We start from the raw sequence: 26,117 nt of genomic DNA, 5'->3' as shown, positions 1-26,117 counted from the left end.
GAGGCATGAACAATGAAGTGCGTTTTCATCGCAGGGGCGACCGGCTATCTCGGCCGCTTTCTGTGCAAAGAATACCAGTCTCGCGGCTGGCATGTGACGGCCTTGGCTCGAAATTCCAACCATCACGGCGACTTGGCTGCAGATCGGATCATTGAAGCGGAAGCCACTTGGCCTGAGTCCATGTCGGGAACGATGGAAGGCATTGATTTGGTGGTCTCTGCATTGGGGATCACGCGCCAAACGGACGGGGTCGGGTATTGGGATGTGGACTATCAGGCCAATGTGAACCTGATGGAAGAGGCGCTGCACAGCCAAGTTGCGCGTTTTGTTTTCGTCCATGTCCTCAATGCTGATCGGATGGAACATGTGCCTTTGGTCGCGGCCAAAGCGGCCTTTGTACGAAAACTTCAAACGTCTGACATCCAATCGACGGTCATCGCACCCACCGGATACTTCTCTGACATGGTCGATTTCTTGAATATGGCGAAGGCAGGTCGCGTCTGGTTGTTCGGGAACGGGCAGCACAGGATCAACCCAATCCATGGCGTTGATCTTGCCGCAGCGATTTTCAACGCCGTTGAAGACGGTGCCGCTTGGGCTAACATCGGCGGGCCAGAAACCTTGACCCAAAGGGACCTCGCCAGACTTTGTTTTGACGTTTTGGATAAACACCCTCGCATCACATATCTGCCGGACACTCTCCGCCGTCTCGCGTTGCGGCTTCTGCCTCGGGTTGCCCCACGCCGTATCGCCGGGCCGGCCCAGTTCTTTCTAACGGCGGGGGGGATGAATATGACCGCGCCGCCGTCTGGGACACGCAGACTGGCGGATCATTTGAAATCATTGGTGGATCAGGAGCACCGATCCTCAAACGAACCTATTGGAGACGACCCATGAAACTTCAAACCATCGGTGGCCTTGCTGGCCTCACCTGTGCCGCTACTTATATGTTCGGCTTTGCCCTTCTGGTCACGTTGCTCGCACCTTTAGGTTTCGGGACAGGTAACATCGACGCACGGGCTGTCGTTCGATTTACTGAGAGCAATACTGGGCTACTGATCCTGTGGAATAGCGTCATCTACATTGTGAATGCGCTGGCTTTGGCTGTTTTGGTTGTCGCCATTCAGACACGACTACGCGCAAACACACCCGATTGGGCGGCTATAACCCACGCCCTTGGCCTCATCTGGGCAACCCTTGTGATTGGGGCTGGTATGATTGCCAATGTCGCGGTGGAACGGGCGGCCGTTCTCGCGCCCACCGATTTCGAACGGGCTGTGACACTTTGGAAAACCTTGCACGCCGTCGAATTGGGGCTGGGCGGCGGCAACGAAATCGCCGGGGGAGTCTGGATCGGCGGTGTGAGCATCGCAGGATGGATCGGCCGCAGTCTTGGCAAAGTAACAGTTGGCCTCGGCCTGTTGACCGGTGCAGGTGGGTTGCTGACACTGATCCCGGTACTTGGTGACACGGCGGGCGCCGTCTTTGGGCTCGGGGCGATTGCATGGTTCATCGCCATTGGCCTGACGCTCATTTTGCAGCGAAACAACGCCTGATTATCGTCGAAGAAGGAAAGGAACACATCAATGGCTCTCAACCAGCACCTGCAAGCCTTGATCGAAAAGGAATGCAGCAAGGCCCACACCCATGCGTTAATCCTCCGCGTCCAATCCGGCGATGGCAGAGTGGATTACAAATGCAGTGCTGGTGATGCCACGCCCGACACACGCTTTCCGATTGCGAGCATCGCCAAGATGTTCACCGCAACACTGATCATGCAGCTGGCCGCAGAAGGCCAAATCGAGCTGGGTCAGATGGTTCAGAACATCCTGCCGGATGTAGACCTCTCTGGTCTGCATGTGGTGAATGACATGGACTATGGCGCACGTTTGACAATCCGCCATCTCCTCCATCAAACCTCGGGCCTCGCAGATTACTACGAAAGCGATTTGGCATCGAATTTGAAAGCGGGACGTAATCACCCCTATGGGCTGAAGGACGTGCTACAGATGACGCGCGCTTTGCCGCCCCAAGCTGTGCCAGATCGCGGGCGATCCTACTATTCCGACACGAATTTCCAGCTTCTGGGAGCGGTGATCGAGCGCGTGACCGGCCAAAGCTTTGACGTGGTGCTGAAGGCCCGTATCTGTGCGCCGCTTGGGCTGACGCAAACTGGGGTATTGGATGGCACGGATGTTGGCCTTCCTGTCTACCATGAAGACCGGATGCTCAATATTCCGCGGGTCCTGACCAGTATGGGGCCGGATGGTGGCATCATCTCAACCTTGGACGAGATGATGGTCTTCTTGCGGGCCTTTATGCAGAACCAGCTATTCCAGCCCCAAACGGCCACGCAAATGCGCCAGTGGAACAAGCTCTTTTTTCCGATGCAGTATGGCTACGGCTTGATGCGGATAAAACTGCCGCTTTGGATGACCTTATTTCGCGCAACACCTGAACTGGTCGGGCATTCCGGGGCCAGCGGGTCCTTTGCCTATTATGCGCCGGAACCGGATATCTACCTGATCGGCACCTTCAACCAAACTGACGCGCCACGTCGCCCCATTGGCTTCATGTTCGAAGTGTTACGCATGGTCGCAAAACATGGGCGCGCAGGATGAAGACTGCTTTGAAATGGTTCGCCAGACCTTTGAGTGGATGACACCATGATTGATCAGGCATCGCAGCTCAGTGGTATGATGAAGCCCTATCAGGGGCCACGGCACACAGTCGTGGCATTTCACCTGAGGGACAGCAGGTGCAACATCGTGGGATCGGGTCCAAACGAAACAGGGGCGTCGTGGGACGACCTCATCTTCGAGATTGGCTCGATCACCAAAGTCTTCACCGCCATTTTGCTGTGCGTGCTGGTCGAAGAGGGAAGAATTGACCTGCGCGCGCCCCTTGCCGAGATGTCAGACATGTTCAAGGATGTGCCGCACTCGATCACGGCAGAGCGTTTGGCCTCTCACACCAGTGGCCTGCCCAACATCTACGTTCCCACCTGGATGGCCCTGTTCCAACAGCAGCCTGAAGGCCCCTATGCGAACTTCACCCGCACCGATTTGCTTGGCTGGCTACAGAAGTGGCGGGGCAAAGATCGCGGTGCCCATCTGCGCCACAGCTATTCAAACCTTGGGTATGGGCTACTTGGAGAGGCTATGGCGATTACGATGGGCGAACCCTTTGCCGAATTGCTGGCTGCCAAGGTGATCCACCCGCTCGGCCTTTGCGACACAACGGGTGAATTGAGTGACGAGCAGCGCAGGCGTTTCATTCAGCCAAGAAATACAAACGGAAGGCCTACTACGCCGTGGACGTTCGACGCTCTGGCTGGCGCGGGTATCTTACGATCTTCGGCCCGCGATCTTGCCCGATTTTCTGATGCGGTGATCCGGGCCTGCAATGCGCCAGAAACGCCGCTGGATCGCGCCATCTTGCGTTCAACCAAGCCACATATCGGCTTGGGCCCCCGTGGGAGCATAGAACCGACGGCGCAATGTCTTGGGTGGTTGTCGGTGAGGCAGGACATAACGAGCCCAAAGATTACCCTCGCCAATGGCGGAACCGCCGGTTCGACCTGCGCGCTCTACGCTTGTCCTGACCGAGCGCAGGCCATCTGCGTACTTTCCAACAATGGCGTTGCTGCAAATCTCTGGGCCAGAACCAAGCTGAGTTGGTCGCGCCCGGTCCGGCATGCGAAAGCCATTCTGGCGGGACCTTAGTCACCAAAGATGACATTCGTACAGATCGCAGCACTTGTCGTTGTGGGCTCGTTCCTACCGTTCGCTGCACGAGCAACCCTTCTGACTGCATTCTGATGGTTGAAGGTCAGGAATGCGGACAAGTGTGCTTTCAGCCACGCATAGCCAATGACTGGACTGCGCTCGAGATCCTTACGACCGCAGTGCAATTCTGATGATCGATTGTGAGCATGATACTAGAATGCTATCGATGTTTGGATTCCATGCTTGGAAAGCAGAAACATGATTATCGACCTTGAACGGGAAATAAAAATTTCCGAAAATCTTGAGTTTTTCGAACAATCGCTCGGAGGGATGGTCGCTAGACACTATTTTACCGAAGCAGTTCGATGCGCCGTGCCACAACCGGCACTGTTCTTAGCTGGTATATCGTGTTTGCTTCACGGTATTGAAGGGACACTAAGCCAAGCAATTTATGAAAGTACCAATTCGTCCAAGCAATCAGAAGATGACCAAGACAAATCAAAGCATAGAAATCTTAATAACAAAGCTTTGAAATTCGATTCTGAGAAGGGGTTCAACTTAGAAGTATTGGCGTTTCCCGAAGAAGTTGGCCAGATGAAAAAACTAGTTAGTAAGAACGAACCAGTTGGTATCGTTGAGTTCCGAAATGAGTTTTCGCACGGCAAGGCATATAGAGCCACCGAGACAATGGGAAAAATCATCATCTCTGATAGAGTTCTGCTTGCTCCTATTTTCAAAGCCCTCTTAGCGCTTTCATACGAGTTTGTTGGGGAGCTGGCTCGCTTTAGAGGCACTTCTATTGAGCTAGCAGTGCCCACAAGTCCTTTCGAATATTGATAAAAATGATGGCAATATTGCTCTACTTGGCAAAAGGGCTTTGCGTTGGGCAGAGCAGCCTTTCGTGGTGAACAGCTGCATCCTGCACAAACGTCCCCTTTTCCAATTTGAGTCAGCTTGTGCCCTGAAGGTCAAAGTGGTGTGAAGTTCAACGCGGGGGATATTCTGGGGGATACAGAAACGGAATCAGCCAAAACAATAACGAAACCAATGCCTTAAGGGGGTGTTATGGCGGACCGAGGAGGATTCGAACCCCCGACCCCCTGATTCGTAGTCAGGTACTCTATCCAGCTGAGCTATCGGTCCACTGAGCGGGGATGTAGCGACCCCGTGGGTCCAGCGCAAGAGGTAAACTACGTTATCTTCGGGGAAAGTGTCAGGTCGGATTTAGGAAGGCTTATGACAAAGCGTGTTCCGCTCTCGTCGGTGCGTTCCAAATCTAGCCGCCCGCCATGCCCACGGATCAATTCGGCTGCAATCGCCAAGCCAAGACCGGACCCGCCACGGGTTGTCCCACCCTGGAACGCTTCGAACAAATGCTCTTGGGCTTTCTTTGGGAGCCCCGGCCCTGTGTCGGTCACCGCGATAGACCAAACGCTGTCGTCTTCTGTTCCTGTGATAGAAATCTCGCCGGCTTTTCCGGTGGCGACAATCGCTTGCCGTGCGTTCCGCACAAGGTTGCCGAGGACACGATATATCTGTTCCTCATCAGCGCGCACAGTCATGCCTGTCGGGATGTCCTCACTGAAGGACACATCGTTCTCACCGCTGGCAAGACGTTCGCTTTCGATGACGTCATCCACAACTTCGGCCAAAGAAATGCGTGCCAAAGTCGGCGCTGGTTCGTCAACGCGCCCAAAGGCCAGCGTGGTTTCGCACAGATTTACGGCTCGGGTGATCGAATTCACCAATTTTGGCGCAAGGCGGCTCACGGTCGGATCGTTGGAGCTTTCGATGCGGTCGGTGAACAACACTGCAGAGGTCAGGATATTGCGCAAATCATGGCTGATCTTGCTCACGGCGCCACCCAATTGCGCCAACCGTTCCTTTTGCTTGAGGGCCCCCGTGATCTGCGTCTGCATCATGGCCATCGCATCTTCGGCTTCGCGCAGTTCGGTGATGCTGGCATTGGGCATAATCAGGTTGCGCGAATCCTCAGGTGAGCGCGCATAGGCTTTCATATGATCAACGACGCCCCGAATTGGTTTCACGATCAGACTTTGCACAGCAAAGAACAACAACCCTGCTACCACGATGGAGATCACGGCGGACAACAGCAGAATTCGAACACCGTAATCGATCAGGGCCATGCGTAAGGGTTCGGTGGGGAGCGTGATCTCGATCAGCAACCCACCATCCTGTACAGGGTTACCGATCACACGAATAACCCGTTCTTCAGTATCGGTAAGCCGCAGCATCGTGTCACGCACCAACATCCATGAAGACGGGGCACGCATATCGAATGTCTTGTGAATTGGTGTCGGGATGGGTGACGACAGCGCCAACTGCCGCACCTCATCGCGCCGCAGCACGACGTTATACACCCCAGCATTCACCAAAAGCTCTTGCTCTAACTCTTCGGAGATCATGTCTTCGGCCAGTAGTGTTAACGACGCAATCTGCGCACGTTCTAGCCGCTCGAGAAAGTAGTCTTCCCTAAAACGCGCAACCGACGGCACAAAGATCAACAGTTCGGCAATCAACACAAACACCGTGGTGAGTATCAAGAACCGCCCTGACAGGGTATTGAGCATTCTGCGTTCCGTTCCTTACTTACGTACCCTAGGGCAACCAGCGCTGCACCAAACCAACAACACGTTTCACCGTGCTACTTTCAAACAACCTTGGGCTAAAGTAAGCACCCGCTGCCCGTTTGTTAATCTCTGATACGGTCGGGTACGGCAAAACCGTCCCTGCAATGGCCGACATTTTCATTTTATTGGCAATCGCCATGGCCCACATGCTGATCAATTCACCCGCCATTGCACCTGCAATAGACGCGCCAACAGGGCGACCTTTGACGATCATGACCTTGATCAGACCGGTTGTTTTACCTTCCGCGATCGCGCGGTCGTTCTCATGATAGGGGAACCGAACAACCTCCAGCTTGCTTCCGAATTTCTCTTGGGCCTGCGCTTCGGTCAGGCCAACTTGGGCCAACTCAGGGTCCGTATAAGTAGCCCATGGGATATGATCGGTGCGTTGCTTGCTGGGCAAGCCAAACAGCATAGACTTGATCACGACGCCTGCGTGATAACCTGCAACATGGGTGAATTGCAGCCCACCTGCGACATCGCCCACGGCATAGACCTTTTTGTTGGTGACAGAACGTAGGTTTGCACCAACTTCGACACCACCACGGCCCCATTTGACGTCGGCCTTATCCAGATCAAGGTTTTCGACATTCACCTTACGGCCGACCGCCATCAAAAGATGGGACCCCGTAAAGTCGCCCTTTGATGTGTGTACGGTGATGGCACCTGCTGTGCCGCTTACCTTATCCGCCTGCGCGCCTTCGATAATCTCGACACCTTCAGCGCGGAGTTTTTCAAGTACGACAGCAGCCATTTCAGGGTCATCCTTGCCCATGGCCTTGGCGCCCTCGATGACGGTCACCTTGGACCCGAGCCGCAAGTGCGCTTGTGCCATCTCCATCCCAATTGGCCCACCGCCAACAACGATGAGATGGTCAGGCCGTTCGCGCAAATCGAAAATGTTTTCGTTGGTATAGACATCGACCGTGTCCAGCCCGGGGATCGGCGGAACAAACGGGCCAGACCCAGTTGCGACAATAAATCGACGCGCTTCGATGACGTTGTCACCGGCTTGGACTTCCGTTGGGCTGATGAACTTGCCGAATTCGCGGATCACTTTGATCCCGAACCCTTCAAACCGTTCTTGGCTATCAACGGGTTCGATGGTTTCGATCACTTTGCGAACATGATCTTTTGCTGCTGCGTAATCCACATCAGGATCAACCGCTTTGACACCCAAATCACCGGTGTGCCCCATGGCGTAGGCCTGTTTACCTGCCGCGATGAGCGCTTTGCTGGGAACACAGCCGTAGTTCAGGCAATCGCCGCCCATTTTGTGCCCTTCGAGGAGGACAACATCCGCGCCCATCTGGGACGCGCCGGCTGCGATGCTCAGCCCACCAGAGCCAGCGCCAATAATACAAACGTCAGTTTTAATACGGTTCATGATTACAGACCTTTTTTGCCGCGCACGGCTTTGATGAGAATGGGAAGCGCCGCCAACACACACAGACCGAGGATCGGCAGCAGGATGTGGGGCTCAAAAATAATACCAAGATTTGGTGTTTCGCCTGCGGCGAAAACTTCACCCAGCCCAGCGCCCACAGATGTGTACACAACTGACCCTGGAATGATGCCAACAAAGGTTGAGATCACAAACCGCCGCAGCGGCACTTCTAGGAACGCAGGGATCAAGTTGGCGAGGAAGAACGGGACTGCAGGGACCAAACGAATAAGGAACAACATGGACCACTGGTTTTCGTCGATCCCGTCTTTGATCTTCTTAACAACCCCCTCGGACCCTTCCAGCTTTGCGCCCAATTGTTTTCCGAATCCCCAACGCGCCGCGAGGAAAATTCCAGTCGCCCCCAATGTGGCCGCGATGACATTGAACAAGAAACCCGGGAATGTTGCGAACAAGAAGCCCCCCGCGAGGGTCATGATCGTCGCACCCGGCAAGGAAAACGCGACCACGACCGTATAGATGGCGATAAATGCGACAACCATCAGAAGATAGTTCGCATCACGAAACGCCAGTAGGCTTTCTCTGTTTGCGGCCAATGCTTCAAACGTCAGGTAATCACTTAGGAAATAGGCGCCCAACACGGCGACCACACCAATTACGATGATGGGCAAGCGTTTGAGAATCGGGTTTGGCTCAATGGGCTTTGGTGTGTCGGTCATCTGTGTCACGTCTCTATTCCTATGGCTTGTGTTGCCCTTTAGATGGACGACAAGCCTTGTTCCCGATACCCCTAGAGGGCCTTGGTTCACGCGGCGTTGATGCCAAGTGACTATTTTCATGCTGTTTGTTGCAATTGTCGTGAAGACTGTAACATTTGGCCGCGCTACTTTCTGACTTTGTTGCAGAAATTCGCAGTGTCGCGCGTTGACAGACCATCAAACCCCTCCTATTAGCTGGGCTTCGAGATTTAACGGGGCTTGATTCCTAGCAATAGGCTCGCCCACAGACCGGAGAGACGCAATGAAGCGTACATTTCAGCCATCCAACCGCGTTCGCAAGAACCGCCACGGTTTCCGCGCACGTATGGCCACCAAAGCTGGCCGTAACATCCTGAACGCACGTCGTGCGAAGGGCCGCAAGGAACTCAGCGCTTAATTGTGCTGAACGAAGTCACATGACTTCGCCTGTGGATACAAATAAAACCGCCACAGCCTCGCCTGCGGCGGTTTTTGCACGTCTTGAGGTTCTTAAGAAGCGGAGCGATTTCGTTGCCGCCTCTAAAGCACGGTATCAGACCGCAACCGGCCTGACGGTGCAAATGCGAAACCGGGGCGACGACGACCCAAAGGTGCGCGTCGGATTCACCTGCTCTAAAAAGGTCGGAAATGCCGTCGCGCGAAACCGTGCCAAACGTCGCCTTCGCGAGATTGCGCATCTTGATTTGCCGATGCTTGCCAAGCCGGGCCACGACTACGTACTCATTGGTAAGAAAGACGTAACCGCGAACCGTGACTTTGAGGCTTTGCGCGCCGATTTCGCCAAAGCACTCGGGAAACTGCGATGAACCGTCGAATGACCCCGCTTGCGTTTGTTCTTTCTTTGCCGATCCGACTTTACCGCCTTCTTTTCTCGCCTTGGGTTGGCCATGGCTGCCGTTTTCACCCGACCTGTAGTGCCTACATCATGGAAGCGTTGCGAAAGCATGGTGGGATCAAAGGAACTGCATTGTCTGTTAGACGCGTGGCCCGTTGCCACCCGTGGGGCGGCTCTGGAATTGACAACGTTCCGGACGAGTGAAAGTCGGTTAAGCGGACAAAGCCGCCATTCGTCTTTCAGGCCACCCGTTCAAAGAGATAAGCAAAAGCAGGGCGGGTGTAGGCGACTCCGCGATTGGTTGAGAACAACAACTCTCGGGTGATTTCGACGGTCTTCTTGGGCTGCAAATAGTCGGCCAAGTTGGTCTGCACGACACGGTAGTCACCTGACTCCGAAATGACAGCGCCAGCAAGCTGGTAGCGTTCGTCAAGAGACGCGAGGGCTGCGTCACCGTGGCTCGGATTTACAAGTAGATGGCCGCCCAATTTGAGAAATTTGGTGCAGTATTCCGAAATGAACCCCGCATAAAGTGAAATCAGCAAGTCAAAAGATTGCTCGGGTAAAGAGAGCTTTGCGTAGTCGGAATGAATGAATGAAAACTGGGCATTCGGCGCGGCAGTATCCTTAGATTTGATAATTTCCTTAACGCCCACTTCGTCATCAAAAAAGCGTTTGGCGCGCCGATCCATGTCGACATATGTGACATTTGGAAAGATAAACGACGGTGCGACATCCACATAGCTACCGGCATAGAGAACGGATTTCGGCGCAATGACCTTTCCGACAGCGCGAAAGAGCCGAAATCTGTCGTCGGGATGTTGGTTTTGCTTGTCCCAAAGCTTTTGGGTGATTTCCTGCAAATTGCGCTCCGCTTCATGTTGGTCAGGCCTAAAGCATGACACAGGGTCGACGGGTGTTCCAGCTCAGCTTGGGGCAGTTCAATATTGTAACTTTGGGCTCAAACCAGACGTTTATAAATGCAGACACGAATGGCTCATTCGGCGAGCTAAGGAAGGGTCGGTGTGCATTCGGGAGGTATACAGTTTGTACGAGCATATCGCCCACTTGTAGGTCGAACCTTACGCCTGTAATTCGACACCATGCTTGATGATCCCGATGACATTCACCCGCTGTTTTATGGCGCTCCCAAAACGACCGAGTTCAAGAAGCTCCGAAAGCGGATCGTGCAAAACACACGCGAAGCGATTGAGACCTACGGAATGGTTCAAGACGGGCCGCGTCCGAAATGGCTCGTCTGTTTGTCAGGCGGGAAAGACAGCTACACGTTGCTTGCGGTGCTTCATGAATTGCAATGGCGCGGCTTACTGCCTGTTGATCTTTTGGCGTGCAATCTTGACCAAGGGCAGCCGAATTTTCCAGCGACGGTGCTGCCCGCCTTCCTAGAAAAGATGGGCGTACCCAATCGCATTGAATACCAAGACACCTATTCCATTGTCATGGACAAGATCCCCGCGGGCCGCACATTCTGCGCTTTGTGTTCTCGTTTGAGACGCGGAAACCTGTATCGCATTGCCCGCGAAGAAGGCTGTTCGGCTGTCGTGCTTGGGCATCATCGCGATGATATCCTTGAGACATTCATGATGAACATTTTCCACGGGTCTCGGCTGGCGACAATGCCGCCAAAACTGGTGAACGAAGAAGGCGATTTGTTTCTTTATCGCCCGCTTGCCCATGTTGCTGAAGTGGACTGCGAAAAATTCGCAACCGCAATGGATTACCCAATCATTCCCTGCGATCTGTGTGGGTCTCAGGATGGGCTACAGCGGCAACAAGTAAAAGCAATGTTGGACCAATGGGAAACTAATTTCCCGGGGCGTCGTAACATCATGTTCAAGTCTCTCATGAATGCGCGACCGTCACACCTTTTGGATCCAAAACTGTTCGACTTCAAAGGACTGGACGTCAAACAGTGCGAAACCTGACGGCGTTTTGTTAAAGAGCTGCTGTTCTTAACTCCCCGATAACGGCCTTCCCGTATGTATTATCCAACCTCAGGCTTCATCTGTGGGGATTCAAACGGGTGCGATCATGCAATTTCTTGCGAAGTTTCCAAACAAGAACAGACAGATAGTATTTGCCACCTTAAGCTTTGGGGCGAGCAGTTCACTGGCTTTTGTGGCTCTGGGCGTGACAGGCCTTGCGGCCGCGTTCATCTTCGCCCCGTTACTGGTTGCCCATTTGATTCGTCCAAACGCCGCGCCGTCAGAACGAGCGGGTGAGCAACAAGAAGCACGCCCTTTCATCATTGGCTGCCTCTCTAGGTTCCTCGGACAAATCGGGCATCCCACGGGCGCGATGATCATTGAAATCGATGATCATGACCGGCTCGAAGAAACCCATGGTCGCGGCGCGCTCGATCGGGCGCTTGTTTTTGTTCAAAGCGCGCTGGACCTTCACCTTACAGAAACGGACGTTGTGGCAAGTCTAGATGGCTATCGCTTTGCCGTCGCACTTGCACCCTTGGCCCCCTACGATCTTGAAACGATGCTCAACACGTGCACCCGTATTCAACAATCCATGTCCACAGCCCCCTTGTCAGCTGACCTTCCTCCGCAAATGACCGTATCGATCGGGTTCGCTTCTTCTTGCAAATTGGAAAACCCGACAGGTGAAGGCTTGATGCAGGCAGCCTACTCAGCCCTCGCCGAAGCGCGCCGAAATGGCCCAAACGCCGTACGAGGGTATTCTCCTGCCGTGGAGAGCAAACGTCGCGCGGCCAAGAAAACCGCAGCAGAGGCCAAAGCCGCCTTTGAACGTGGGGAGTTCTTCGCCTACTTCCAACCCCAGATAAACCTATCCAGCGGGGAATTGTCCGGATTCGAAGCCCTTGCCCGTTGGCACCACCCAGACCGCGGCATCCTGACTCCGCCGGAGTTCCTGCCTGCACTGGCACAGGCGGGATTGATGCAAAAGCTTGGCGACACGATGATAAAACAAGCGGTTCAGGCCCTTTCGTTTTGGGATACATCGGGGCTGGACGTCCCTTGTATTGGCGTCAACTTCTCCTCCGATGAGCTGTGTTGCCCGCACCTTGTCGAAAGGATCGCGATGCATCTAGAGGTTGGCGGTATCGACCCGAACCGCCTTGCCATCGAAGTTCTAGAAACCGTCATCGCGGGGGGTGCTGATGATGAAATTGTTGGTAATCTAGCAGCTCTTGCCGACCTTGGTTGTAGCGTTGATCTTGACGATTTCGGAACCGGCTATGCCTCCATCACCAACATTCGGCGTTTCAGCGTTGGCCGGATCAAGATCGATCGGTCCTTTATCTCTGGGGTTGACCTTGATCTCGAACAACGCAGCATGGTCGCAGCGATTGTCACAATGGCCGAGCGACTGAATGTTAAAACTCTGGCAGAAGGGGTTGAGACGAAAGGCGAACTTAGTGTCCTCAAATCAATCGGTTGTGCCGACGCGCAGGGCTTTCAACTTGCGCGCCCTATGCCAATACAAGAAACGCTGGAATGGGCCGCCGCCTATATGAAACAACCCAATGCGCCAATCCAGCTTTCGCGGCGAGCCAGTTAAACGCAGCCACCCAAGGCATCTCTGGCAATACTTAAAGAAAATAAGGGAAAACAGCTTGACCTTTGGGCGCTCGACCTATTGAAACTGCCTGATATTTCAATGGCAGTTTCAGGCGGTTTCAATGGACGACCAGAACAAGAATCTTATCCTTGCGACAGCACTTAGCTTACTCGTGATCTTGGTGTGGTTTGTTTTATTCCCACCACCGGAAGCAGTTGAGCCTGTTGCCCCAACCGAGGTAGTTACAACTGCCGAAGGCGAAATGCTGGGCGTCGACGCGGCCGCTGACTCTGCGCAGGTCGCAACACCCGTTGAGGACAACGGTCTAGCCGACACCCTCGCAAATGCTGCGCGCGTGACCATCGACAGCCCAAGCCTGACCGGTTCACTTTCGCTGATTGGTGGTCGTATTGATGATCTGTCGCTGAAAAACTACGACGAAACTTTGGATGACGATTCCGATCTGGTGCGCCTCCTTTCTCCAATCGGCGAAGAAGATCCCTACTACGCATTGCATGGCTGGGTTGCGTCCGTTGGTGCAACTGCTGATCAAGTACCTAGCGCGACGACCGAATGGGCCATCGAATCCGGTGACACGTTATCCCCAGGTTCAGACGTCACATTGGTTTGGGACAACGGCGCTGGCCTCATGTTCCGGAAAACATACTCTGTCGATGATGACTTCTTGTTTACCATCACCCAAGACGTTGAAAACGTTAGCGGTTCTGAAGTGGCCTTGCGCCCATACGGGATCGTGGCACGACACGGAGAGCCGGAACAAATCGGTTTCTTCATCCAGCACGAAGGTGTCGTGCGGATGTCCGACGATTCGATGGAAGAAATCGATTACGATGATATGCCAGACCTGACGACTGAAGAAGGCCGCATCGAGGTCGAGGAAAATGGCTGGATCGGCTTTTCCGACCAGTATTGGATGACCGCGCTTATCCCGACACCGGGGCAGAACTTCCGTTCTACGGCGAAATCCGGAAACGACATCTATCAGATCGAAACGATCTATCCGATGGTCACTGTCGCAGCAGGCGCTACCGTCGCGGCACAATCGCAGTTTTTTGCTGGCGCTCAGGAATGGGAAGTCATTCGTGGTTACCAAAACGATCTTGGGATTGACCGGTTCCTCGACAGTATTGATTGGGGCTGGTTCTTCTTCCTGACCAAGCCGATCTTTGCAGTGCTGCACTGGTTGCACGGTTTCATTGGAAACATGGGTTGGTCCATCATCGCGCTGACCTTCATGATCAAGGCACTGCTTTTGCCATTGGCGTACAAGTCCTACGTTTCCATGGCCAAAATGCGTGAGCTTCAGCCCCAAATGGCCAAGTTAAAAGAAGACGCCGGCGATGACCGTGAGAAGATGCAAAAAGGCATGATGGCGCTTTATAAAGAGAATAAAGTTAATCCGGCGTCTGGTTGCTTGCCCATCTTGATGCAGATTCCGATCTTCTTCTCCTTGTACAAAGTGATCTTCGTAACGATCGAATTGCGCCACGCCCCTTGGATCGGCTGGATCAAAGACCTTAGTGCGCCCGATACGTCTAGCCTGTTCAACTTGTTTGGATTGTTCCCATGGGATGCACCATCAACGGACTCGTTCCTGTCACTGGTCTTTATCGGGATCATGCCAATCGTTCTTGGTATCTCCATGTGGCTGCAGCAAAAACTGAACCCAGCCCCCACAGACGCGACGCAAAAAATGATCTTTGCGTGGATGCCATGGGTCTTCATGTTCATGTTGGGCAGCTTTGCCAGTGGTCTTGTTCTTTACTGGATTGCCAACAACACGATCACGTTCATGCAGCAGTATGCGATCATGCGCAGCCAAGGGTTCAAGCCTGATATCTTCGGCAACATTACAGGTCGCAACACAGCGGATCCTAAGTGATGAGCACAGTCGCAGAACTCTGGCGACACCCGATCAAGAGTCACGGCCGCGAAGCACTCGCGGCCGTTGCTTTGACTGCAGGTAAGTGTTTTCCGTGGGACCGTCACTGGGCGGTTACTCATGAAAAATCCAAGTTCGATGGATCCGAATGGGTCATGTGCCGGAATTTTATGATTGGGGCTATGACACCTTCGCTTGCAGGACTTTGGGCAACCTTTGATGACACGTCGCACATGATGACTTTGCGCCATGCCGACTTGGGCGAAGTGACATTCAACCCAGAGACCGAAAGCCAAGCGTTTTTGGCTTGGGCCGCACCACTTTATCCCGAAGATCGTCAACAGCCCCAGAGCCTTGTTAGCCTATCAGACCGAGGCATCACTGATTCCGACTACCCGTCAGTTTCGATCATGAACATGGCCAGCCACACGTCAGTCGAAGCCGCGCTTGGTGGTCCGCTCGAGATGGAACGTTGGCGCGGAAACATCTGGCTCGATGGTATTGGCGCTTGGGATGAACTGAACTGGGTCGGGAAAACCATCCGGATCGGCAGCGCAGAGCTTGAAGTTCGCGAACCTATCGGGCGGTGCATGCACACCGCCGCAAACCCTGTGACTGGCGAACGCGACGCCGACACTCTCGGGGTACTGAAATCCAGCTTTGGACACCAAGACTTTGGCGTCTATGCTGTCGTGACGAAATCCGGCCATGTCGCACTTGGCGACCAAGCAGAGGTGCTTTGAATGCAACTACCCTTTCCCGAGGCGGAAGCCCCCGATGACGCGACACGCGAAGCGGGCCGTATCCTTTTTGCCGGTGAAACCGAATTCGTAAAAGGCGTCGTCGCGATGGACGGCCTTCCCGAAGCTGACCGCCCAGAGGTCTGCTTTGCAGGGCGATCCAACGTGGGTAAGTCCAGCCTGATTAACGCGCTGACAGGCCGCAAGGGCCTCGCACGGGCGTCCAACACGCCAGGCCGAACGCAAGAGATCAACTACTTCACTGTTGGCGAAAGCTACTATCTTGTCGACCTCCCGGGGTATGGCTACGCAAACGCGCCCATTCCGGTTGTCGAAAAATGGCAGCGATTGCTGAAGAACTACCTGCGTGGCCGCGTCACATTGCGCCGTGCCTTTGTTCTGGTTGATGCGCGCCATGGGATCAAACCCGTCGACGAAGAGATCATGGCGTTGCTCGCCAGCGCGGCGGTCACGTTCCAATGTGTGATGACCAAGACGGATAAGCTCAAGAAGGGAGAACTCGAAAAGGTTCTCGTTCAGGTTCGAGAGAAGCTGCAGAAATTCCCATCCGCCTTCCCTGAGATGGTTCTGACATCGTCCGAAAAGGGCGAGGGAATTGAAACATTGCGCGCAATCATCTCAGGGATAGACTGACGCCAAGACCGCCCGCCTTAGGAAGAACATGAGAAAGCAAGATATGAACCGCGATTGGATCGCCACTGCATCCACCCTCAGTGCAGCACTGCCGTATTTGCAGCGCTATAATGATGCCGTTGTTGTCATCAAACTGGGCGGCCATGCCATGTCGTCAGAAGAGGCGATGGAAGACTTCGCCCGCGATGTCGTGCTGATGCAGCAGGTTGGTGTGAATCCCGTGATCGTCCATGGCGGCGGGCCGATGATCAACGAAATGCTCGAAAAGCTCGAGATCAAGTCCGAGTTCGTAAACGGCAAACGGGTGACCGATAAAGCGACCGTCGAGGTCGTTGAGATGGTCCTGTCTGGCCGTGTGAACAAGTGGATCGTTGGCGCAATCAACCGCCAAGGCGGGCGTGCGGTTGGACTGTCTGGCAAGGATGCAAACTTGATCATCTGCGATCAGGATGCACCAGAGCTTGGTCTTGTGGGGACACCCGCCGAGATTGATACCGGCGTTCTGACGACCCTGTTTGATGCCAATACCATCCCCGTAATTGCGCCGCTCGGTGCAGGTCGCAATGGCGAGACCATGAATATCAACGGCGACACTGCGGCTGGCGCAATCGCTGCCGCCTTGACGGCAGATCGCCTACTGTTGCTGACGGATGTGCCCGGCGTGATGGACGAAACAAAGACCGTTCTTACGGATTTGACTGTGGATCAGGTGAACGAAATGACCGCCTCTGGTGTGATTGCCGGTGGCATGATCCCCAAAACGCAGACCTGTCTGGATGCCCTAGAAGGTGGCGTGCGTGCCGCCGTTATCCTTGATGGTAGAGCGCCGAATGCCTGCCTGCTGGAACTGTTCACAGAACACGGCGCTGGGTCCATCATTCGGGCGGCGAAGTGACGCTAGAGCAGATCGCCGCAGCCGTAGCAGCGCTACGGCTTACCCCATTGGGGGGCTTTCACGAAGACGGTTACACGATGATCCTACTAGGCCCTGCGGACGGCTTTTGGGATTACGTCACCGAACATCCCGCGTTCACGGGGGATAACCCGTTAGACGCTTGGTCTCTGGCGGCCATTTCAGACATCGCAAAACACTTGGACGCCCAAGCCGTGTTTCCGTTCGGCGGCCCGCCATTTAACCCGTTCATTGCGTGGGCCCTGAATAGCGGTGAGGCGTGGCAGAGCCCTGTCGGGTTGCTGGTGCATAAGGACGCGGGACTGTTGGTGTCTTATCGTGGGGCCTTGCGGTTTACGGGCCAAATCGAGTTGCCCAAGCAATCTACGTCGCCCTGCGACACCTGCACCACGCGCCCCTGCCTCACGGCATGCCCTGTGTCGGCACTAGGCCCAAACAGCTATGACGTGCAGGGCTGTAAGGCACATATCGAAACAGATGCCGCTTGCCGCGCGGCCTGTCGGGTCCGAATGAGCTGCCCAATCAGCCAGTCTTACCCGCGAGACCCCGCACAAACTGCATTCCACATGGAGGCATTTCACCCGTCATGACCAAACGATTGATCCTTATGCGCCACGCAAAGTCCGGTTGGGATGATCCCCTGCTGAGTGACATCGAACGCCCCTTGAATGAACGTGGCCGCAAAAGTGCGACCGCACTTGGCGTGTGGTTGTCCGAGAATGGGTATCTGCCGGATGAAGTTCTGTGTTCCTCCGCGACACGTACGGGGGAAACGTTCAGCCGTTTGGCAATCGACACCCCAGTGACGTTCAAGCCGGACCTCTACCTCGCGTCACCAAACATGCTGTTAAAGACGTTGAAACAGGGTACGGGTGATACGGTTCTTATGCTTGCCCACAATCCCGGGATTGCAGAGTTCGCCGAAGGAATTCTGGCCGCGCATCCCGATCACAGCCGGTTTCTTGACTACCCGACAGGCGCGACCTTGGTTTGCGACCTGCCAATAGAAAAATGGGCCGACGCGGTTCCCCGTTCGGCCCATCCGGTTGATTTCGTCATCCCGCGGGACCTGACTGATTAGTGCCCCAAGATCTGGCTGAGGAACAGTTTCGTACGGTCTGATTTCGGGTTGTTAAAGAACTCTTCAGGCTCGTTTTGTTCAACGATCTGACCGGCATCCATAAAGATAACGCGGTTGGCAACCTGACGGGCAAAGCCCATCTCGTGGGTCACGCAGAGCATTGTCATGCCTTCTTCGGCCAACTCGATCATCGTGTCGAGAACTTCTTTGATCATCTCAGGGTCAAGAGCCGACGTAGGTTCATCGAACAACATAATGCGTGGTTTCATGCATAGCGAACGGGCAATCGCCACACGCTGCTGCTGACCACCCGACAACATACCCGGGTATTTGTCGGCTTGCTCTGGGATCTTCACTTTCTCAAGGAAGTGCATCGCGATGTCTTCGGCTTCTTTCTTGGGTGTCTTACGGACCCAGATTTGTGCCAGCGTACAGTTTTCCAGAATGGTCAGGTGCGGGAACAGGTTGAAGTGCTGAAAGCACATGCCGACTTCGGAACGAATCTTATCGATGTTCTTGAGGTCGGAGGACAGCTCAGTTCCGTCCACCATGATGGTGCCAGCCTGATGCTCTTCCAGACGGTTGATGCACCGGATGAGCGTCGATTTACCGGACCCGGAAGGTCCCGCAATAACGATCCGCTCACCGCGGTTAACCGTCAGGTTGATGTCCTTCAGGACGTGGAATGTGCCATACCATTTGTCCATGTTTGTGATCTGGATCGCGACCTCATCAGAGACCGTCATGGCATCGCGATTGATCGCGCGTTCTGTTGTTGTGTCAGACATTAGAGGTCTCCTTAACGGTGCTCACGTTGAAGCTTTTTCTCGAGGTGTAGGGAATAACGGCCCATGCTGAAGCAGAAGATAAAGAACAGCAGTCCGATAAAGATAAAGAGTTCCCAATAGATGCCGTTCCAAGCGGTATCCGCACGGATGGCACCGGCAAGGCCGATCGGGTCAAACAGGCCGATGAAGAGAACCAGAGTGGTGTCTTTGAACAGACCGATAAAGGTGTTCACGATACCCGGAATAGAAATCTTCATCGCTTGTGGCAGGATGATGAGTTGCATCGATTGCCAGTAGCTTAGGCCAAGACTGTCCGCTCCTTCATACTGACCGGTCGGCAGCGCCGCGAGGCCACCGCGGATAACTTCCGCGATGTAGGCCGCGGCGAACAATGTCACCATAATGATCACGCGCAAGACGAGGTCGAAGTTCGTGCCTGGTGGCAAGAAGTAGTTCAACAACAAGGATGCTGTGAACAGCCACACGATCAACGGTACGCCGCGAATGACTTCGATGAAGACAACGCAGATCTTGTTGACGATGAACAGGTGCGACTGGCGACCAAGTGCCAACAGAATGCCAAGTGGCAGTGATAGCACGATGCCAGCAATCCCGATGATCAGCGCCAGCATGAAACCACCAATCTTACGACTATCGATAGGCAACAAACCAACACGACCCAATTCGCCGTAAGTATCGTTGACGGATGCAGAGACGCTGAGAACATCGTTCTTCGCGCCCAAATACTCGGACAAGAGCCGCTCATCCGCAGAGGAGGTCCCCTCTGGAAGTTGGTTCACGGCGATCAGGTTTCGCATGTTGCGGGGCAACTCAGCCTTTAACTCATCAACACGACCCTGAAGGATCGGCAAAGAGGCTTCTCGTTCATTCAGCGACTGCAAAGATGACAGGAAGCTGTTGCCTTCCGATAGCTCTGTTTCCAGACGGAATTTACTTTGGGAGATGACGGTTTGGTCATCGCGCAAAGCCGTCAGAATTGCCGTTTGATCAAGCAGGCGGGCTTGAGGTTCCACGAGGGCATCTGCGTTTGTCGCAATCACCTTGTCATGGACTGTCTGAAGAGCCTCAATATTAGCCCCAAGCGCCGCAGACGCAGTTTCAATATCCGCCTGAAGGTCTTTCAGATCGGCTTCGGACGTTTCTGTCGTCACCGATTCCGCACGCGCGATAAGCGCGGCAATCGGATCTTCCAAACCGGCCTTGCTTACCATTGAGCTGACATCCTCAAGGATAGAAGGATCAGCTTGTGACGCAGAAGGAACCAAAAGCTCGGAGGGATCAACCGTATCCCCAGCCAGATCGGACAGAGCGCCAGACAGCAAAGACCCGATGTCACCCACCAAATCTTCTGCTGTTTCCGCAGCGGCTTGCGCTTTGGCGATGTCGACTTCGGATGCGTCGGACGCGGCCGCAGGTGCCCCGCCCCATTCGTCGAGAATATCAGCCAGATCAGAAACGCTTTCGGACGCACCATCAAGACGTTGCAGGGCAACCTCTTTGGCTTCGAACTGTTCTTCGATCCCGAACTCTTCGATCCGAATTCCGGTCATTTCGATCAGAATTTCATTCTTAACTGCGACAGCTTCTGCAATCTCGGCCTGTTTTGCCTCAAGCAACGCATCTTCAGCAGCAACCTGCGCAGGGAGTTCGTCAGTCCGCGCGTTCAAGGTCGCGACGGTGTTATCAAACCGGCTCGAACCTACCATTTTGTGCAGCCCATCGCTAATCGGAGCCATCAACATGCCCCACCAGATCAAGGCGGCTGCCAATGCGCCAAGGTTCGCGACGATTGGTCCAGCTAGTTTGCTCAGGATTTTGTATGCGATAACGGCGGCCACGAAACCAAAGGCTGCAAAGATCGGTAGCCAGACAGATCCGCCCCAAACCAGCCACGCTGCAAGAAACGGGTAAGCCAGTGAGAACCAGACCAACTGCCCCGGCACCTTGTCTGCAAACAAGATTGGCGCAAGTGCGACAAACAGCAGAACAAACGCGAGGATCGGGCGCCAGTAAAGTTCTGGCGGATAGAAGCCGAACATGATCTGCAACCAGCGGTCTTCGATCACAGCCCAACACGCGCCATCATGGCTACCCTTGTAGAAGGAAAAGAGGACTTCGCGACATTCGGTCAAGGAACCCGCGTTCCAGACACCCCCGAAAGCCCATGGCAAAATCAATGACAGCACGGAATAGATCGCAAACAGCGACAAAACCGTCAGCAGGATGTTCAGCCAGCCTGAGAACAGGTTCTGGCGGACCCATTTGATAGCACCCGTCTCTTTCGCAGGCGGAGCCTTCTCAGGAAGCATTTCGGTACGGACAAAGCTGATTTCTGAATTGTTCATATCAACGCTCCTGCAACTGCGTGCGGTTGTTGTAGACGTTCATCACGCCCGAAATCACAAGGCTAAGGACAAGGTAGAACAATGCCATCAGCAAGATACCTTCCAACTCCCGACCGGTTTGGTTGATGGTAATGCCGCCCAGTGTTGAGCGGACATCCATGTAGCCAACCGCAATCGCCAACGACGAGTTTTTGGTCAGGTTCAAGAACTGTGAAATCAGTGGTGGAATGATAACGCGCATCGCTTGCGGCAATATCACAAGGTTCATGGTGCGGCTCGGGCGCATGCCCAGTGCTGCTGCGGCCTCTGACTGGCCTTTGGAAATCGCCAGGATACCAGACCGGACAATCTCGGCGATGAAGGCGCCGGTATAAAGGGACAAGGCGAGCCATAGAGCGATCAGCGAGTTACGCAGGTGAATACCGTCAGTAAAGTTGAACCCTTTAAGGTAAGGGAACTGAAGTTGCGCGCCCATAAGGATCAGAACCAAACCAACTGGAACGATCAAAAGAGCAAGCTGTTGATACCACGTTGTCGGACGAACACCTGTCGATTCCTGTATGTGGTCGGCACGACGGCTTAGAATGCGAATGCACACAATGCTGGCTATTAGGACCGCAAGAATGAGCAGCCAGTTCAGAACAGCGGAGCCAAACAGCCCGTTCTCGAGAATGACCCCCGGCACATAGACCCCACGGTTTGTGACCGCGACACTGTCTCCCAAGATCATGCTGGCGTCACCGCCAACTTTGAAATCACGTGGCTGCGCCATGCCTTCGGTCATCAACGCAAAGATCGCAATGATCCAAAGCAAAAGAGGCACGTTGCGGAACCCTTCAACGTAGACCGCCATCATGCGGCTCACGACCCAGTTCTTTGAAAGGCGCAAGACCCCAACAACAACACCAAGGATGGTTGCGAGAATGCACCCCAAAAAGGCAATTAGAAGCGTATTGAGAATACCGACAATAGCGGCACGCCCGTGGCTGGATTGGGAGGTGTACTCGACCAATCGTTGGTTAATGTCATAACCCGCAGGTTGGGACAGGAACCCGAAATCAAAATCTTTGCCCAAAGCAGAGAGGTTCTGAATGGTGTTGTTCACAAGCCAGAAAATGCCAAGCAAAACCAGGATCATCGCAATCACTTGGATGGTGATCGACCGGTAGCGTGTATCGTAAATGAGCTGGCTTAGCCGAAAGTTACCTTTCGGCGGATCAGTGAGCGTCGTCATCCGCAAACTCCCTCGCCCCTGTCGGGCAAAATGTAAGACATCTACGGGTCGGTTGATCCCACCACTTGTGTCTTAGCTTAATTTTTATGTGGTTTAGAAGTGAAAGGGCGCGATCCGAAGATCGCGCCCAATACTGTAGGTCTTAGCGGAATGGTGGGGAGTAGATCAGACCACCTTCTGTCCACATGGCGTTCAAGCCACGTGCCAGACCGATTGGTGTGCTTTCACCGATGTTCGCTTCGAACAGCTCACCGTAGTTGCCGCCAGCCATCAGAGCGTTTTTCGCCCAGTCAGCTTCGAGGCCGAGCATCGCGCCCAGTTCACCTTCAGTGCCCAAGAGACGGTTGATCTCTGGGTTGTTCGTGCCTGCGGACAGTTCTGCGATGTTTGCAGATGTCACACCCAGCTCTTCAGCTGTGATCAGTGCGTTCAATGTCCAACGTGCAACGTCAGCCCATTCGTTGTCGCCGTGACGTACCAGTGGGCCGAGTGGCTCTTTGGATACGATTTCTGGCAGCAGAACGTGGTCGCCTGGGTTTTCGAATGTCGCACGTGTCGCAGCAAGGCCGGATGCGTCTGTTGTGTAAACGTCGCAAGCGCCAGCAAGGTACTGCTGTTGTGCTTCAGCGTTTGTTTCGATTGGCACTGGCTCATAGGAGATGTCGTTAGAACGGAAGTAATCCGCCAAGTTCAGCTCTGTTGTTGTGCCTGTCTGAATGCAAACAGTCGCGCCGTCGAGATCTTGAGCGGAAGAAACGCCCAGTTCACGTGGAACCATGAAGCCTTGGCCGTCATAGTAGTTCACGCCAACGAATTCGAACTTAAGGTCGACGTCGCGGGAGAATGTCCAAGTTGTGTTACGTGCCAGCAGGTCGATTTCGCCAGACGCAAGCGCTGTGAAACGTGTTTGACCAGTTGTTGGAACGAACTCGACTGCCATTGGGTCGCCAAGAACAGCGGCAGCAACCGCGCGGCATACGCCAACGTCGAAGCCATCCCAAACGCCATTGGCGTCAGGTGCCGCGAAGCCAACAAGACCAGTTGTAACACCACAGTTAAGCGTGCCGCGTGCTTTGACATCGTCAAGCGTGCCTGCAGCAGCTGCGCCAGCAGCAAGACCAGCAACGGTCATAGCGCCGAGGAATACTGATTTTTTCATTAAATTACCTTCCTGAGTTTCCCTGCGTGAGCCACAGGGATTATTTTTGTCTGACCAACCGGTCAGGGGCGATACACGCAAGGAAGCCTTGCGCAACGCGTTAGAGTTTGTCGAATAACGGGATGACGTCAAGAGGCCGATGACTTGAATTAGGCGATTCATTCAGTCAAATCGCCCTGTAAGAAGCACCTTGCACAGAAAATACACTAAACAGCGTTGATTTAAGCCATCCGATAGAATTTTTCGGCGTGAATAAAGGCACTTCTTTTAATTTCAACAGCTTGGCTGGCATCTTCATCCTCGCCCCACTGCTCAATTTGCCAATTTTCATCCAAACGGGACAAATCCCAGGCCGCCTGACCGCTTAATTGACGTTGCGTCACAGCCAACCCCAAAACCAGAGAGCCAGATAAAGCGATTAGATCGTGCAACGCCGTCAGTTCGAACGCCGTAGCTGCAAATAGTGGCGCACGGATGGCTGCAAGCGCTTGCGAATCCTGCTCGATCGGCATGATCCCCGCCGTCAGGAGCAACCGAGCGCCAAATGTGTCTTCGGCCCATGCGAGCAATGGATTCCAGCCAGCGTTCTGTCGCTCAACCAGTTCGGTAGGCGCATCAGCACGGTAGCAAAGCAGATCACTGCCGCCGTAGGCCGCCAACATCTCGGCGACGGCATCAAATTGGACTGATACCTTGTCGATCGCCGCATTGGCTGACCTTGTAAACGGCATGACTTCGGGATCGATCTTTTCCTCGACCACGTCCCATTCGGCGGCAACCGCCTCTGCCATTTCACGACGTGGCACGATCAGCGCGGATTTTGCAGGTGTCTTTACTGACCGACCGTCGAGCCGAATTCCGAATCCATCGCCGTCTTCAACGACCGATACGTCCGTCCAGAATCGTTTGGCCGCCCAATCGCTCATAGGAGACCCTCAAATGGATTGTCTGGCGCGTGGCTTTCGGCCCAGCCGAAGAACTTCCATGAATTTTCCATATGTGGTGGCAGGGAGGCTTTGATCCAAAGCTCTTTCCCAGTCGCAGGGTGTTCGATCCGCAAGGACCGTGCATGTAGGTGAAGCTTGCGGCCGATTTCTTCGCCCATACCAGCGCCCCAACCATCGCCGGGGTTATCCTGCACGTTCGCGGTTCCGTACTTGCCGTCACCGATAATCGGATGACCGATTTCGGCCATATGGGCGCGCAACTGGTGTGTACGACCCGTCACAGGCGTCAATGCGACCCATGCCGTGCGATCCGCCAGAGACGTCAGCACGGTGTAATCCGTATGCGCACGCTTCGCGCCTGGCACTTTGTCAACGTCACGCGGGTGCACGCACTTCATGCGTTCGTTGTCGCCTTTTGCGCCGTGACCGCCCTGTTTAACGAGACCATACTTGATTGAACCTAATTTCGGGATCGGAACACCGGCAACCAGCGCCCAATAGATTTTCTCAGTATTACGGTGGCGAAATGCCTCTGTCAGGGATTTTGCTGCCATCCGGGTTCGCGCAAGGATCAAAACACCAGATGTGTCTTTGTCCAAACGGTGCACCAGTCGGGGCTTTTCATCGTAGCCGAATTTCAAAGCTTCGGCGAAACCATCCACGTGGCGTGTCTGCTTGCTGCCACCTTGGGTCGGCAACCCAGCGGGCTTGTTCAATGCGATCACGTGGTCGTCTTTGTAGATTACGCAGCCTTGAATAAGCTCGATATCCGCTTTCTTCATATCGCGTGGGCGATCTTCAACCTGATTTGGATCAGGTAGTGGCGGAATGCGGACTTTTTGGCCCACTTCGACACGGGTATTCGATTTCACCCGACCACCATCGACGCGGATTTCGCCCTTACGGCACATCTTTTCGATACCACCTTGTTGCAGGTGGGAGAAACGGCGCTTCATCCAGCGATCAAGGCGTTGATCACCTTCATCGGGGCCAACAGTAAGTGTTTGAACGCGGCTCATGCCAGCACTCCTCGCATGATGAAAATTCCCAGCACCAACGCGGCGATGGATAGGATGACAGAGAGGGCCACATAAAGGGCCGCAAGACCCGCCTCGCCCCTCTCGAATAGGGTGTATGCCTCAAGCGAAAACGCCGAGAACGTCGTAAAGCCGCCCAGAACACCTGTCATTAGCAACGGGTTCAGGTGTGTTAGCATTTTCTGGCCGAGATAAACCACGAGCAGTCCCATCAGAAACGAGCCGATGATATTCACAGCCAAGACACCAAAAGGGAACCCGCCTGTCGGGCGGAACAACGCCACGCCCACGCCATAGCGTGCTGCAGCGCCAATGGCACCGCCCAAAGCAACATGAAAGACAGTTGGTATCATGGGCGCGTCATAT

26 protein-coding genes, 1 tRNA gene and 1 pseudogene are annotated in these 26,117 nt (G+C 54.3%); 16 read left to right on the top strand and 12 right to left on the bottom strand.

Annotated elements, in window-relative coordinates:
* Positions 1 to 12: 12 nt before the first annotated feature.
* The 5 genes from KO486_RS00420 to KO486_RS00400 all read left to right on the top strand — a co-directional run bounded on the left by KO486_RS00420 (position 13) and on the right by KO486_RS00400 (position 4,565).
* Positions 13 to 897 (top strand): SDR family oxidoreductase, encoded by an 885-nt coding sequence (locus KO486_RS00420; RefSeq protein ID WP_216035257.1) that lies wholly within the window; start codon positions 13 to 15, stop codon positions 895 to 897.
* Positions 894 to 1,556: a hypothetical protein gene (locus KO486_RS00415; RefSeq protein ID WP_216035256.1), complete on the top strand. Its 663-nt coding sequence runs from the start codon at positions 894 to 896 to the stop codon at positions 1,554 to 1,556. The genes KO486_RS00420 and KO486_RS00415 overlap by 4 nt, the downstream gene beginning before the upstream one ends.
* A gap of 30 nt (positions 1,557 to 1,586) precedes the next feature.
* Positions 1,587 to 2,621: a serine hydrolase domain-containing protein gene (locus KO486_RS00410; protein WP_216035255.1), complete on the top strand. Its 1,035-nt coding sequence runs from the start codon at positions 1,587 to 1,589 to the stop codon at positions 2,619 to 2,621.
* Between the two features lie 45 nt (positions 2,622 to 2,666).
* A complete protein-coding gene (locus KO486_RS00405; protein ID WP_216035254.1) occupies positions 2,667 to 3,725 on the top strand; it encodes a serine hydrolase in 1,059 nt (352 codons plus the stop codon).
* Between the two features lie 261 nt (positions 3,726 to 3,986).
* Entirely contained in the window at positions 3,987 to 4,565 is a 579-nt protein-coding gene (locus tag KO486_RS00400) for a hypothetical protein (RefSeq protein ID WP_216035253.1), read from the top strand.
* A gap of 229 nt (positions 4,566 to 4,794) precedes the next feature.
* Here KO486_RS00400 and KO486_RS00395 read toward each other — a convergent pair.
* The 4 genes from KO486_RS00395 to KO486_RS00380 form a co-directional block, all read right to left on the bottom strand.
* Positions 4,795 to 4,871 (bottom strand) — tRNA-Arg (locus KO486_RS00395).
* 47 nt (positions 4,872 to 4,918) lie between these two features.
* Positions 4,919 to 6,319, bottom strand: coding sequence for a HAMP domain-containing sensor histidine kinase (locus KO486_RS00390; RefSeq protein ID WP_216035252.1), 1,401 nt, complete (start codon positions 6,317 to 6,319; stop codon positions 4,919 to 4,921).
* Between the two features lie 28 nt (positions 6,320 to 6,347).
* Complete coding sequence (locus KO486_RS00385; RefSeq protein ID WP_216035251.1) at positions 6,348 to 7,766, bottom strand: FAD-dependent oxidoreductase; 1,419 nt, start codon at positions 7,764 to 7,766, stop codon at positions 6,348 to 6,350.
* Positions 7,767 to 7,768: 2 nt separating this feature from the next.
* Positions 7,769 to 8,503, bottom strand: coding sequence for a TVP38/TMEM64 family protein (locus tag KO486_RS00380; protein ID WP_216035625.1), 735 nt, complete (start codon positions 8,501 to 8,503; stop codon positions 7,769 to 7,771).
* A gap of 301 nt (positions 8,504 to 8,804) precedes the next feature.
* Between KO486_RS00380 and rpmH the strand changes: the two genes are divergently transcribed.
* Genes rpmH through yidD form a run of 3 tightly spaced genes read left to right on the top strand, consistent with a single transcriptional unit; the run spans position 8,805 to position 9,581 of the window.
* The gene (gene rpmH, locus KO486_RS00375; RefSeq protein ID WP_083903176.1) at positions 8,805 to 8,939 is read left to right on the top strand and encodes a 50S ribosomal protein L34; all 135 of its coding nucleotides are present in this window, start codon (positions 8,805 to 8,807) and stop codon (positions 8,937 to 8,939) included.
* A 19-nt stretch (positions 8,940 to 8,958) separates the two neighbouring features.
* On the top strand, positions 8,959 to 9,348 hold the full coding sequence (gene rnpA / locus KO486_RS00370) for a ribonuclease P protein component (RefSeq protein WP_216035250.1): 390 nt from the start codon (positions 8,959 to 8,961) through the stop codon (positions 9,346 to 9,348).
* A gap of 8 nt (positions 9,349 to 9,356) precedes the next feature.
* Entirely contained in the window at positions 9,357 to 9,581 is a 225-nt protein-coding gene (gene yidD / locus KO486_RS00365; RefSeq protein ID WP_216035249.1) for a membrane protein insertion efficiency factor YidD, read from the top strand.
* Positions 9,582 to 9,616: 35 nt separating this feature from the next.
* Here the strand turns inward: yidD and KO486_RS00360 are convergent, their stop codons facing one another.
* Positions 9,617 to 10,240 (bottom strand): hypothetical protein, encoded by a 624-nt coding sequence (locus KO486_RS00360; RefSeq protein WP_216035248.1) that lies wholly within the window; start codon positions 10,238 to 10,240, stop codon positions 9,617 to 9,619.
* Positions 10,241 to 10,480: 240 nt separating this feature from the next.
* On the opposite strand from KO486_RS00360, the gene ttcA reads away from it, so the two are divergent.
* From ttcA to KO486_RS00320, 8 genes are all read left to right on the top strand, one after another.
* A complete protein-coding gene (gene ttcA, locus KO486_RS00355; RefSeq protein WP_216035247.1) occupies positions 10,481 to 11,323 on the top strand; it encodes a tRNA 2-thiocytidine(32) synthetase TtcA in 843 nt (280 codons plus the stop codon).
* 106 nt (positions 11,324 to 11,429) lie between these two features.
* Positions 11,430 to 12,929 (top strand): GGDEF domain-containing phosphodiesterase, encoded by a 1,500-nt coding sequence (locus tag KO486_RS00350; protein WP_216035246.1) that lies wholly within the window; start codon positions 11,430 to 11,432, stop codon positions 12,927 to 12,929.
* Positions 12,930 to 13,050: 121 nt separating this feature from the next.
* A complete protein-coding gene (gene yidC, locus KO486_RS00345) occupies positions 13,051 to 14,832 on the top strand; it encodes a membrane protein insertase YidC (protein ID WP_216035245.1) in 1,782 nt (593 codons plus the stop codon).
* Positions 14,832 to 15,575 carry an MOSC domain-containing protein gene (locus KO486_RS00340; protein ID WP_216035244.1) on the top strand — a complete coding sequence of 248 codons (744 nt, stop codon included), beginning with the start codon at positions 14,832 to 14,834 and terminating at the stop codon, positions 15,573 to 15,575. The genes yidC and KO486_RS00340 overlap by 1 nt, the downstream gene beginning before the upstream one ends.
* Positions 15,576 to 16,226: a ribosome biogenesis GTP-binding protein YihA/YsxC gene (gene yihA / locus KO486_RS00335; protein WP_216035243.1), complete on the top strand. Its 651-nt coding sequence runs from the start codon at positions 15,576 to 15,578 to the stop codon at positions 16,224 to 16,226.
* A gap of 28 nt (positions 16,227 to 16,254) precedes the next feature.
* Positions 16,255 to 17,121, top strand: a complete 867-nt coding sequence (gene argB, locus KO486_RS00330; protein ID WP_216035242.1) for an acetylglutamate kinase — start codon at positions 16,255 to 16,257, stop codon at positions 17,119 to 17,121.
* Complete coding sequence (locus tag KO486_RS00325) at positions 17,118 to 17,729, top strand: ferredoxin (RefSeq protein WP_216035241.1); 612 nt, start codon at positions 17,118 to 17,120, stop codon at positions 17,727 to 17,729. Before argB ends, KO486_RS00325 begins: the two co-directional genes overlap by 4 nt.
* Positions 17,726 to 18,220 (top strand): histidine phosphatase family protein, encoded by a 495-nt coding sequence (locus KO486_RS00320; RefSeq protein ID WP_216035240.1) that lies wholly within the window; start codon positions 17,726 to 17,728, stop codon positions 18,218 to 18,220. The genes KO486_RS00325 and KO486_RS00320 overlap by 4 nt, the downstream gene beginning before the upstream one ends.
* Here the strand turns inward: KO486_RS00320 and KO486_RS00315 are convergent.
* From KO486_RS00315 to crcB, 7 genes and pseudogenes are all read right to left on the bottom strand, one after another.
* Positions 18,217 to 19,008 carry an amino acid ABC transporter ATP-binding protein gene (locus tag KO486_RS00315; protein WP_289847950.1) on the bottom strand — a complete coding sequence of 264 codons (792 nt, stop codon included), beginning with the start codon at positions 19,006 to 19,008 and terminating at the stop codon, positions 18,217 to 18,219. The genes KO486_RS00320 and KO486_RS00315 overlap by 4 nt on opposite strands.
* Positions 19,009 to 19,019: 11 nt before the next feature.
* Positions 19,020 to 19,682: pseudogene (locus KO486_RS16390) on the bottom strand (amino acid ABC transporter permease); the annotation flags it as partial.
* 1,693 nt (positions 19,683 to 21,375) lie between these two features.
* Positions 21,376 to 22,608 carry an ABC transporter permease subunit gene (locus KO486_RS00305; protein ID WP_216035238.1) on the bottom strand — a complete coding sequence of 411 codons (1,233 nt, stop codon included), beginning with the start codon at positions 22,606 to 22,608 and terminating at the stop codon, positions 21,376 to 21,378.
* A 142-nt stretch (positions 22,609 to 22,750) separates the two neighbouring features.
* The gene (locus KO486_RS00300; protein ID WP_216035237.1) at positions 22,751 to 23,767 is read right to left on the bottom strand and encodes an amino acid ABC transporter substrate-binding protein; all 1,017 of its coding nucleotides are present in this window, start codon (positions 23,765 to 23,767) and stop codon (positions 22,751 to 22,753) included.
* 221 nt (positions 23,768 to 23,988) lie between these two features.
* On the bottom strand, positions 23,989 to 24,693 hold the full coding sequence (locus KO486_RS00295; RefSeq protein WP_216035236.1) for an ATP12 family protein: 705 nt from the start codon (positions 24,691 to 24,693) through the stop codon (positions 23,989 to 23,991).
* On the bottom strand, positions 24,690 to 25,733 hold the full coding sequence (locus tag KO486_RS00290) for an RluA family pseudouridine synthase (RefSeq protein ID WP_216035235.1): 1,044 nt from the start codon (positions 25,731 to 25,733) through the stop codon (positions 24,690 to 24,692). Before KO486_RS00290 ends, KO486_RS00295 begins: the two co-directional genes overlap by 4 nt.
* Positions 25,730 to 26,104 carry a fluoride efflux transporter CrcB gene (gene crcB, locus KO486_RS00285; RefSeq protein ID WP_216035234.1) on the bottom strand — a complete coding sequence of 125 codons (375 nt, stop codon included), beginning with the start codon at positions 26,102 to 26,104 and terminating at the stop codon, positions 25,730 to 25,732. Before crcB ends, KO486_RS00290 begins: the two co-directional genes overlap by 4 nt.
* Between the last annotated feature and the right edge of the window lie 13 nt (positions 26,105 to 26,117).

The organism is Octadecabacter sp. B2R22 (genome assembly GCF_018861045.1).
Classification (GTDB): domain Bacteria; phylum Pseudomonadota; class Alphaproteobacteria; order Rhodobacterales; family Rhodobacteraceae; genus Octadecabacter.
This window is presented reverse-complemented; position numbering and strand designations above follow the sequence as displayed.

Bases quoted from the DNA above. Each gene is read 5' to 3' on its own strand.
- KO486_RS00420 (WP_216035257.1), top strand. From the start codon at position 13: ATGAAGTGCGTTTTCATCGCAGGGGCGACCGGCTATCTCGGCCGCTTT.
- KO486_RS00415 (WP_216035256.1), top strand. From the start codon at position 894: ATGAAACTTCAAACCATCGGTGGCCTTGCTGGCCTCACCTGTGCCGCT.
- KO486_RS00410 (WP_216035255.1), top strand. From the start codon at position 1,587: ATGGCTCTCAACCAGCACCTGCAAGCCTTGATCGAAAAGGAATGCAGC.
- KO486_RS00405 (WP_216035254.1), top strand. From the start codon at position 2,667: ATGATTGATCAGGCATCGCAGCTCAGTGGTATGATGAAGCCCTATCAG.
- KO486_RS00400 (WP_216035253.1), top strand. From the start codon at position 3,987: ATGATTATCGACCTTGAACGGGAAATAAAAATTTCCGAAAATCTTGAG.
- KO486_RS00390 (WP_216035252.1), bottom strand. From the start codon at position 6,319: ATGCTCAATACCCTGTCAGGGCGGTTCTTGATACTCACCACGGTGTTT.
- KO486_RS00385 (WP_216035251.1), bottom strand. From the start codon at position 7,766: ATGAACCGTATTAAAACTGACGTTTGTATTATTGGCGCTGGCTCTGGT.
- KO486_RS00380 (WP_216035625.1), bottom strand. From the start codon at position 8,503: ATGACCGACACACCAAAGCCCATTGAGCCAAACCCGATTCTCAAACGC.
- rpmH (WP_083903176.1), top strand. From the start codon at position 8,805: ATGAAGCGTACATTTCAGCCATCCAACCGCGTTCGCAAGAACCGCCAC.
- rnpA (WP_216035250.1), top strand. From the start codon at position 8,959: ATGACTTCGCCTGTGGATACAAATAAAACCGCCACAGCCTCGCCTGCG.
- yidD (WP_216035249.1), top strand. From the start codon at position 9,357: ATGACCCCGCTTGCGTTTGTTCTTTCTTTGCCGATCCGACTTTACCGC.
- ttcA (WP_216035247.1), top strand. From the start codon at position 10,481: ATGCTTGATGATCCCGATGACATTCACCCGCTGTTTTATGGCGCTCCC.
- KO486_RS00350 (WP_216035246.1), top strand. From the start codon at position 11,430: ATGCAATTTCTTGCGAAGTTTCCAAACAAGAACAGACAGATAGTATTT.
- yidC (WP_216035245.1), top strand. From the start codon at position 13,051: ATGGACGACCAGAACAAGAATCTTATCCTTGCGACAGCACTTAGCTTA.
- KO486_RS00340 (WP_216035244.1), top strand. From the start codon at position 14,832: ATGAGCACAGTCGCAGAACTCTGGCGACACCCGATCAAGAGTCACGGC.
- yihA (WP_216035243.1), top strand. From the start codon at position 15,576: ATGCAACTACCCTTTCCCGAGGCGGAAGCCCCCGATGACGCGACACGC.
- argB (WP_216035242.1), top strand. From the start codon at position 16,255: ATGAGAAAGCAAGATATGAACCGCGATTGGATCGCCACTGCATCCACC.
- KO486_RS00320 (WP_216035240.1), top strand. From the start codon at position 17,726: ATGACCAAACGATTGATCCTTATGCGCCACGCAAAGTCCGGTTGGGAT.
- KO486_RS00315 (WP_289847950.1), bottom strand. From the start codon at position 19,008: ATGTCTGACACAACAACAGAACGCGCGATCAATCGCGATGCCATGACG.
- KO486_RS00305 (WP_216035238.1), bottom strand. From the start codon at position 22,608: ATGACGACGCTCACTGATCCGCCGAAAGGTAACTTTCGGCTAAGCCAG.
- KO486_RS00300 (WP_216035237.1), bottom strand. From the start codon at position 23,767: ATGAAAAAATCAGTATTCCTCGGCGCTATGACCGTTGCTGGTCTTGCT.
- KO486_RS00295 (WP_216035236.1), bottom strand. From the start codon at position 24,693: ATGAGCGATTGGGCGGCCAAACGATTCTGGACGGACGTATCGGTCGTT.
- KO486_RS00290 (WP_216035235.1), bottom strand. From the start codon at position 25,733: ATGAGCCGCGTTCAAACACTTACTGTTGGCCCCGATGAAGGTGATCAA.
- crcB (WP_216035234.1), bottom strand. From the start codon at position 26,104: ATGATACCAACTGTCTTTCATGTTGCTTTGGGCGGTGCCATTGGCGCT.